At 28.4% G+C, this 9,490-nt stretch carries 10 protein-coding genes; all 10 read right to left on the reverse strand.

The annotated features are described in order from the left end of the window. Positions 1 to 126: 126 nt before the first annotated feature. The gene (locus TD18_RS14790; protein WP_040254156.1) at positions 127 to 1,197 is read right to left on the reverse strand and encodes a T9SS type A sorting domain-containing protein; all 1,071 of its coding nucleotides are present in this window, start codon (positions 1,195 to 1,197) and stop codon (positions 127 to 129) included. Between the two features lie 19 nt (positions 1,198 to 1,216). After that, positions 1,217 to 1,594, reverse strand: coding sequence for an OmpH family outer membrane protein (locus tag TD18_RS16835; RefSeq protein ID WP_160289473.1), 378 nt, complete (start codon positions 1,592 to 1,594; stop codon positions 1,217 to 1,219). Positions 1,595 to 1,703: 109 nt separating this feature from the next. Next, positions 1,704 to 2,225 carry a hypothetical protein gene (locus tag TD18_RS14800; protein WP_040254158.1) on the reverse strand — a complete coding sequence of 174 codons (522 nt, stop codon included), beginning with the start codon at positions 2,223 to 2,225 and terminating at the stop codon, positions 1,704 to 1,706. Next, the gene (locus tag TD18_RS14805; RefSeq protein WP_040254161.1) at positions 2,222 to 3,178 is read right to left on the reverse strand and encodes a hypothetical protein; all 957 of its coding nucleotides are present in this window, start codon (positions 3,176 to 3,178) and stop codon (positions 2,222 to 2,224) included. The genes TD18_RS14800 and TD18_RS14805 overlap by 4 nt, the downstream gene beginning before the upstream one ends. Next, positions 3,162 to 3,689, reverse strand: a complete 528-nt coding sequence (locus TD18_RS14810) for a hypothetical protein (protein ID WP_040254163.1) — start codon at positions 3,687 to 3,689, stop codon at positions 3,162 to 3,164. Before TD18_RS14810 ends, TD18_RS14805 begins: the two co-directional genes overlap by 17 nt. Beyond that, a complete protein-coding gene (locus tag TD18_RS14815) occupies positions 3,690 to 4,871 on the reverse strand; it encodes a hypothetical protein (RefSeq protein ID WP_040254165.1) in 1,182 nt (393 codons plus the stop codon). After that, the gene (locus TD18_RS14820) at positions 4,871 to 6,790 is read right to left on the reverse strand and encodes a type II secretion system protein GspD (protein WP_040254167.1); all 1,920 of its coding nucleotides are present in this window, start codon (positions 6,788 to 6,790) and stop codon (positions 4,871 to 4,873) included. The genes TD18_RS14815 and TD18_RS14820 overlap by 1 nt, the downstream gene beginning before the upstream one ends. Positions 6,791 to 6,796: 6 nt before the next feature. After that, entirely contained in the window at positions 6,797 to 8,197 is a 1,401-nt protein-coding gene (locus tag TD18_RS14825; protein ID WP_040254169.1) for a GspE/PulE family protein, read from the reverse strand. After that, a complete protein-coding gene (locus TD18_RS14830) occupies positions 8,194 to 8,682 on the reverse strand; it encodes a prepilin peptidase (RefSeq protein WP_152611386.1) in 489 nt (162 codons plus the stop codon). The genes TD18_RS14825 and TD18_RS14830 overlap by 4 nt, the downstream gene beginning before the upstream one ends. A 6-nt stretch (positions 8,683 to 8,688) precedes the next feature. Beyond that, positions 8,689 to 9,117: a hypothetical protein gene (locus TD18_RS14835; RefSeq protein WP_040254173.1), complete on the reverse strand. Its 429-nt coding sequence runs from the start codon at positions 9,115 to 9,117 to the stop codon at positions 8,689 to 8,691. Positions 9,118 to 9,490: the final 373 nt, after the last annotated feature.

Here is a 9,490-nt window from a genome sequence, read left to right on the forward strand (position 1 = left end):
ATTAATAGCTGTTGTGGTACTAAACTTACAAAAAAAATGTTAATAAATCGTTAAGATTTATATTTTTTTTAAGTAATTATAAAAACGCTTTAACAACAAGGGATTGAGAAGGTATTCTATATGAAATTATTGCTTGAAAAACTTAAAAGTATGGTTAATTTCTTTAAAATTTATTACATAAAAGCCAGAACTTAAATTATTCATCAGGATTTTATTGTCGTTCTGATTGAAAACTCCCTGTTTTATTTTTCTGCCAGTAGCATCATATATTTCATAAATTTGGGAACTTTTAATATTTGAAACATTTAAGACATCTTCGACAGGATTTGGATATAGTTTTGGTTTTAGAATTGAAAACTCATCAATGCTCAAGCTAGCGAGCTCAATTCTGTAAATAAAAGCAGTATTACAATAATATAAGTAGTCATCATTAATTAGAAGGTCTGAAACTCCATTAAAAGATAAAATCTCTTCAGCAACAAAAGGAGGGCTACTTACATCTACCTTAAATATCTTATCAGAATTTCTACTAGCTATATATAAATCATTACCAAAGAATTCGATATTTAAAGGATGATCAAGGTTTGATTCAGTAATGTCATCAATAACTAATTCTAATTCTGAGTTTTCATCCATAATATTTTTACGATATATAGCATCTATCAAAGTATTAGAAACATACATAAAACCATCTTTAAATTCAATACCAAATGGAGCTGGTGTTGAAAAAACTGCTACAGGTACAGCTCCACTAGAAGTGGTATCATAACTAGCAATTACATTAGAGTTAGGGACTGAAAAATAGAGGATATCGCCTACAAATAATAAATCATTTGGGCGTACACCAATTTGAAATACATCAATGGGCATCGGGTTAGTTTGTGATAGGTCTAATTTAATAATTTTATTAGAACCAGCTTCAGCAACATACAAATGGCCATCTTTATAATCCATACCTATAGGATTGTTGAGTGAACCAGTAAGAAGCTGAGGCGTGAAACTTGGATCGTTTAGATCAATAAAATGTATAGAACCATCTGGAAAATTCAAAGAACTTGTATCTCCAATACCGTAATACAAAAAATTGTCAATTTTAAATATTCTTGTAATATCATCTGTGCTAAACAAAAGTTCTTCTTGAGCATTATAGTTGGTTGTATATAAAACGATTATTATGAAAAGTAGTTTTTTTAACATGACAAGTTAATTAAGTGATTTATAAACTTAAGGATTTTCCTTCATATCTATCATTAATATATTTTAAAAGTTCTTCGGTAACGTCTAGATTTGTTTCATCTGCATACATAATATTGCCATTTCCAGAAATACCAAATATAATTTTAACCTCTTTTTGTTTTCCATAATCTTTTATATAAGCATTAAGTCTTGACCAAATCTTATTAGGAATAGTATTTGAAAATTCGGACTGTAAGGTTTTTAAGTTTTCATTTTTTATCGAAATCTTTGATTGTAAATCTATAGCCTGTATGGATGTTTTATCATTTACAATATTGTATAAACCCAATAAACTATCTAAGGCTTTCTTACGGAGTGTCATTTTATTTTCTTCTATCGACATGATCTCTTTAGTCATATTAAACTCGTTGAATAATTTTACATTATCCACATAAACTAATTCGTTCTTAGACTCGTTTACTATTCTAAAACAAGTAATGATTATCAAGGCTAGGATTAGCAATGTGTTAATTATTGGTAAAGTCTTTAAATTTTTCATTTATTCTCGTTATGGTCTTTGTTTCATTATTCAACTTAATGACAATTGAGTCATTGTAAGCACGAATAATACGAATATCTTCAACAGACTCTTGCTCTCTTTTACGATATAGTTTTGAATTGATTTTAATTAAAGCTAATCGTGTTGACTTGCCGTTACTTTTTACAAACCCATAATAATTAATTAGTGGCCATTGTTTTTTAATCTCACTTGTTTTGTAACGCCCAGATGTTTTAACAGGTTTGGATTTAGAAACAGTAATCGGGTTTTTAATTCTTTTATTTATACCAAATGGATCATTCTCTATATTATTGATATCAAAATTATTTCGTTTAATATCAAATTTTGGAATCTGGTTAGTAAACGAAAAATTGTAGTCTTGACTGTTAGTTTCAAGTGGTTTTTTGCCAAAAATTTTAGAAAATACGCCTGCATAAATTATTAATACCAAAACAAATAACGCTATGTTAAGATATTTTTTTTTCATCATTCAATAACTAAAGTTCGAACAACACTATAGTCTCCAATATTACCAGCTTCATCAAAAGTTTTTACTCTCCAATAATACGTTCCTATATTATCAAAAGTGAATTGATACGAATTATTTACTAAAGTTTCTGAAAATAATACGGTACCAAAATTAATATCTGTTGATATTTCAATAACATTAGATTTTAAAGATTGAACATTTCCAGTATCATTAACTGTAGTCCAATTGAAATCAATTGTAAATGTTGTAAAGGATTCTAGATTATTTGGAGATACAAGTGATGGTTGATTTGGAATTTCACGATCAACAAATATTGATCTGTTAGAAAAATTTGTTTCGCTATTAGCGTTCAACGCTTTTACTTGCCACACGTATTCAGCATCTTCCTCAAAAATATCAGAAGGTAAAGTTACATTTGTATTTGTAATATTAGTTTCTTGATATACAGTTTGTTGACCTGAAAGATTTTTAATAATATCTAAACTGTAAATATCAGCATTAGTAATTGGTGACCATGTTAATATAATGTTTGTGTCATTTGTATAAAAATCATCAGAAGGTGTAAGTAACATTACATTTTGATTTGTTAAGTTGTCTGACGCTTCAACCGAAAAATTTATAGGAAACGTATATTGAGTAGAATACGCAAAGTTTTCTCCTTTCACGCGCCATTGATAACTACCAGGATTTAATATGAAATTAATATTTGTAACAGTTACAAGTGAATCAACTACTAATAATTGATTAGCATCAATCACCTGTACTTTATATTCATCTGCGCCATCTAATTCTTGCCAAGCAAACTGAACAGTATTACCTTGAATCAGCATTCCCTCGGTAGGATAAATTGTTTGTATAGTATCGTTTTCAATATCTTCTTCTACAATGTCATCGCAAGAAAATGCAATTATTAGTAATTGTATTATAAATACGTAACTAAGTGTTTTTTTCATAATTCTGAAAAATTAATTCTAAATATAATCGTTTTGAATTAGTTCTATAGTTCTTAATTGAAAAGAATTTTGCACTTACAACTTTTGATACTATAAATTCTTGTTCAATTTTATAGAGCATTGGTACTAAATCAAAGTAAGAACCTTCAATCTCTATAACATTTGTATAAACTCTAAATTCACTATCATTTATAATATGAGTGTCTTGAATTGAAGAAATATTAATGACTTTTCCATACTTCGAAATAAAGTCTAAAATCATTTCTTGTACTTCACTTGGGGTTTTAGTTTGTCCTCCAATTATATTATCAAGACTTTTAATCTCATTTTTAAGAATAAAAACTTCATTAAAAGAATTATCTCCATTTTGTAATTTTTCATTAACAAGGCTTAATTGGGATTTCGCTTCAAAAACATGCTTATAAGTTTTTTTATAAGATGCCAATAACAGAATAACGAATCCTATAACAACACCAAAAAATTTTTGTTTATATGTGAAGCTACTTTGCATTTATTTTGTCACTTTTATTAAAAATGAATTAACAGATTTGTCTTCTGAATAGTCTAAAATATCCACTTTTTTTATCCAAGAGACCCTATTCAAATCTTTAATAAACGTATTAAAATCACCATCATTATTGGATTCGCCAATTACTTGGATTGTTTTAATGTCAATGTTTATTTTTTCTTGAACTTTAATTTTTTTTAAGGGAGGATTAATATGAATCATATTTATTGTAATTGTTTCAGGAGTAATGTTTCCTATATCAACAATAAATTGACTCATATAATTAGCGTCAATTACACCACTTGCTTCAAGAATTTTTTCTTTTAATAATCTTTCTTCTCTAAGTTCATTAACTTTCATAACTGTTTGTTGTGATAAAGAATACTCCGATTCTTTTTCTGCTAAAGAATTAATATAAGAGTTTAAAAGTTGATGACCGATGAACAAAATGAGCATTATAAATATTATTGTAAAAGCACTCATTAACTTAAAGCGTTTTCTATATAATTGCTCATCCTTATTTTTAGATAAGAAATCATCTTCAAACTTAATCTTTTCATTGCCTTGTTTGTATTCTAAAAAAGTAGCAATCAATCCAATTTCATCTTGACTAAACTTTTCATCCGAAATAACAATTTCAGTTAATTTAGTTTCTGTTTTCTCAAAAGATTCTATTTGACCAGAATTTAATTTAAGACAATGCGAGAAAGAAAACAGTTGAGTTTCACCCTTAACCATTTGAAAAATTTGAGGCAACACAAATGGACCAATTGATAGATGAACAACAAATTTTTCTATTGTATTTAATTGTATGATGGTATCATCAATAATTTGCTTTCGAGTTAATGATGCAAAAATTTGGTTTTCTTGATGGTATTCATAAAAATAAAAATCATCAGGATTCATTTTAAAGACAATATTATTTCTGTAACCTTGTTCGTTTTTGGTCGCTCTAGAAATCACATTGTCTCCATCAAAATGTAAAATAACCGGAAAGTCCTTTTTTAGATGTGCTTTAAAGTCATCATTAAAGCTTAGGAAAGCTTGTTTGTTAATAATTTTAAGATTGTCAACTTCAAGTGAAACCTCTAAGAGTTTATAAGCTATATTTTCTTCAACACTATATACTCCTATTAAATAGAAACGATCTAAACCTTTTATACTTTTCCTTATTTTTTCTATCATCAGTAAGTAACGGTAGGTTTAATAAAAATATGAAGTTTAGATTTTTCTTTTCTTTTTTTTCGGCTGCTAAAAAACCATTTTATAATTGGCACTCTGGCAAAAAATGGTGTTCCAGTTCCAGAATTTTCATTCTCTAGCTCATCAAGACCTCCAAGTAGAATCATTTCATTATTACGAACGCTAATCATGGATTCAAATTTTTGAGTCGCTTTTCCAGGAGGAGCATTTTCACCAACACGAGCTAAAAAAGAGCTTCTTTCTACGGATATGGTTAACGTTACATTTTCATCTTTTGACACAAATGGTTTTATATTAATACTCAAATTAGCTTCAGTAGATTTCCATGTTCCCGATTGCAAAATGTTATTATTAACTCCCGTATTAATTAACTGATTATTTTGCTCAAAGTAATAACTCGTTTCTCCAATTGTAGACGTCGCATCATGTCCATTTAGGGTTACAAGTTTTGGGGTTGAGGATAATTTTATTAACGAATTATTTTCAAGTGCTCTTAAATTAAGATAAAAACTTTCGGTAACCTTTCCTAGATTTATAAATCCAAGACCGTTAAAGGCATCAATAAGACTGTTGACGGAAGTAGAATTTAAAGACACATCTCCAGTTGGGAATAATGCTCCAGAAGTTGTTCTTTGTTGATTGTCTATTCCTGCCTGTATTCCAGTTTGGATCTCATAAGACTTTTGGTATTGAACAATTATAACTTCTATTTGAATAACAGGAACAACTAGATCTATTTCTCTAATATACTCTTTAAATTCATCAATATAAGTTTTAGAACCTGAGACAACAAATCCATTTAACTCAATAAATTCCTTTACTTCTAAATTCTGAGTAAGTGTTGCTGGCAAGGTTCTAAATACAGTTTCGATAGATCTGTTTTCTAATTGAATCAATTCTGTAGTTCTTAAACCTTCTGTAACATGCTCTCCAATTAAATAAAGATCATCAACTATTTTATAGGTATACTTTTCTCCTTTAAATAAATGATTTAATAAATCGTCAAATGTAATTGCACTTGCAATTAAGGTTGTATTTACACCTTCAGGAGTATTATACATAAAAAAACTAATATTAAGTTTTTCAGCAGCATCTATAATTATTTCGGCTGCATCACCTTCAAAAGATTGAATATCTAAGAATCCGTTATCATCTGTGGTAATTGAAAAACTTCCACCTTCATTATTAGATTTGTTAGAATTATTTCTTCTATTAGACGAATTCAAACGGGAATTATTATCTTTTAGTACTTCATTTGGAGTGTTGTTTTTTTCTAAATAATAATTATTGTTTTCATCTTTAGTAACAATCAGATTATTTGATTTTGACATCATCTCTAAAACCTGATCGAATGGTCTATTTAATATATATGAAGATACCTTCATGTCTTTCACATCAGGAGCAAGAAATACATTTTTATTAGATACGTCTGTAATAGCTTGAGCTACCCTAGGCAAAGAGTCATTTTTGAGTTTCATTGACAAGAAATCATTTTGATTGTTATATGAAACATCAATTTGTTTTAACGGTTTAGGTTTTTCAATTTTAATCTCTTCTTTTCTCTTGTTGAAAATTAAGATGTTGTTCATTACATCAACATCCAATTGGTATTTTTCTATTAAAAAATAGAATACGTCAGTTACTTTTACATCAAAGAAGTTACTTGTTACAATTTCGTTAAGTTGAGGGTCAACACTTACATTAATTTCATGTTCTTCAGCTAAAGTTGTTATGAAATCATATAGTGTTAGTCCGGTTAAGTCTATTCTTATATTTTCATCAAGACCTTTCTTTGTTTTGGCTAATTCTTCCATTTTATACTTAAACTCATTGAAATTCGACTGTGCCCAACCATATGATGATAGCATAACGATTAAGAGTACTAGTATTTTCTTAGCCATAAGTCTTTAGTTTATTAGTATAGAATAAATTTCGTCTAAGGAAGTATTTCCCTGCATAAACAAATCTAATGCTTTATCTGAAAGTTTTTTATTTTTCATAATATTTGATTGCTCAAGTGTTCCATTTTTGATGGCATTTGCGATATCAAAAGATAAGGGTAGAATTTCATAAATAGCTCTTCTGCCCTTATAACCAGTATGATAACAATTGTCACAACCTACTGCAATATAATGTGTTTTTATTTCTTTATTTAGTTCAAATGTTTTCGGCAAATCATCTTGATTAAATTGTTGCTGTTGCTTACAATCGGAACATAGTGTTCTTAGTAATCTTTGAGCAACAGAAATATTAATTGTCTCTGCTAACAAGAATGGCGGCACTCCCATATCTCTTAACCTTGAAATAGTTCCAATAGCAGAGTTGGTATGTATGGTTGACAAAACTAGATGCCCAGTTAATGAAGCTCTAATAGCCATTTGAGCTGTTTGCGCATCTCTTATTTCACCGAGCATAATAATATCAGGATCTTGTCTTAAAAAAGATCTTAATGCAGAAGTAAAAGTAAGACCTATATCTTCTTTAAGTTGTACTTGATTTATGCCTTTTAGAGTATATTCAATGGGATCTTCAACGGTAACAATATTTCTCTTTATATCATTCAAATATTTAAGTGTTCCATATAAAGTAGTTGTCTTACCTGAACCTGTTGGACCACTTATAAGGACAATACCATTTGATTTTCTAACAGCTTCAAGATACTTAGAGAGGTCATCAGCTTCTAAGCCTAATTGATTAATATCTAAATGAGATGCATCTCTACCTAAAATTCTCATAACTACTTTTTCGCCATGATGAGTTGGTAATATTGATACCCTCATATCAAAATCTTCATATTCTATTCTACCATCTTGTGGAAGGCGTTTTTCTGTAATATCAAGATTAGATTTAATTTTAATTTGATTGATTAATTCGTTGTAACTGTCCTTTTTAATATGTTTGCTTTCTATAAGGTGACCATCGATTCTTAGTCTTACTCTAGCGTCTTCTTCATAAATTTCAATATGGATATCACTAGCGTTTATGTGTTTCGCATCAAATATTAGATCTTCTAAAAAGTCATTTGAATATGAAATAGATTTTGAACGTTCTGTATTAGTTCTATAATATGTAGATAATGCTTTTTTTAAAACAGGACTTTCAATTGGAACAAGTTCAACGGTCTTATTGAGAATCAATGTAAGTTCTTCCTTTGTAGCAGCTAAAGAAGTTATTTTGCTTTCATCAATAAAAAAGCTTACATACTCAGCATTAATTTCTTTAGGCACTATGCTAAAATGATTTGCGATATCAGAATTAATAGACTGTTGTAAATCTATGCTTAGCTCAATATGTTCTAATGAATTCAAAAATTAAGATGCGTTAGGTTTAAATTTAATATGTGTTCAAAAAAAACTATTCCTAATAAAAATAAAGCAAGATAACCTGCTAAAGGAACAGTGACTTGTTTTTTGAATGAATTTATTATTAAATGTAATATTAAAGAGAATCCCATTCCTAAAATAAAAAATAAAATATAATCTTTTAATATAAATAAAGGTGTAATCGCTACAAAAAACAAAACATCACCAAGTCCTATCATTGAATCTATTGGATTAATCAGTTTTCTACTTTTAAATGAAAAATAAAACACTAATCCAAAAATATTGACTAATACAAAACCTATGTTTTTTAATAAATCTAAAAAAACTAATGACTCTTCAAAAAAGTTAATTACTATACTGATTACGAATACTAAGATTGGTAACGAAAAATGAATGGAACGATGTTTATAGTCTTGCCAAATAATAATGAACAAACACAAACATAAAACCCCATAAAAAAGTTGAAGCATCAATTTTTAGTCTCTCACAGTTTCTTTTAACATTCTATCTTGGTCAATCATCCATGTATTATAATTCCCGTCTCCATCAAAATCTTGAAGCGATGTTGCAGTAGCTTTAAATGTATTCATTGATGATTCTATAATTTCAATCTTGTATACAGCTTGACCTCCTTTATCAATGGTCAATGCATGTTCAAAACCTAATTCATCAAAATCTTGTGTATATCTAGAGTATCGATAAAAATGACTTCGTTCTAAACCATGAATCATGCTCAACATGTTTTGTGCTTCAATAGATTTTGCTGAAACAACAACAGACGTTTGGTTTGGCACAACCAAATAAATTAAAATCCCGATAATACAAAGAACTCCTAAAATTTCTGTCATGGAATAAGCATGTAAATGACCTTTTTTTATTGGTTGCTCGTTTAGTGTTGTTTTCATATTAATAGAGATTTGTTTTCATCTGTAACAAATATATCATTTTGGTTGAGAAATTAAAATCAAAATTTCAACTAGTTCAGACAAAAAGAATTACATATTTTTAAAATTAAGAAATTTTATTCTATAAAGTTATTATCTTTATGTCAAATTCATATTTAATAGATTTTTTTATGTCTATATTTTGCCTTATGAGGTGAAAATTTAAGTTTTTATAAATTGTTGAAGTTCTTTATATTATTGGTGTTACTACGAATTTGATTACTATCCTTTTGGAATGCTAATGCCAAAACGCCACGACTCAGAAGGGAACTATCGTTATGGGTTCAATGGAATGGAAGCTGATGATGAAATAAAAGGTGGAGGGAATAGTTAT

The sequence above is a fragment of the Psychroserpens mesophilus genome, assembly GCF_000826645.1.
In the GTDB taxonomy this organism is placed as follows: Bacteria; Bacteroidota; Bacteroidia; order Flavobacteriales; family Flavobacteriaceae; genus Psychroserpens; species Psychroserpens mesophilus.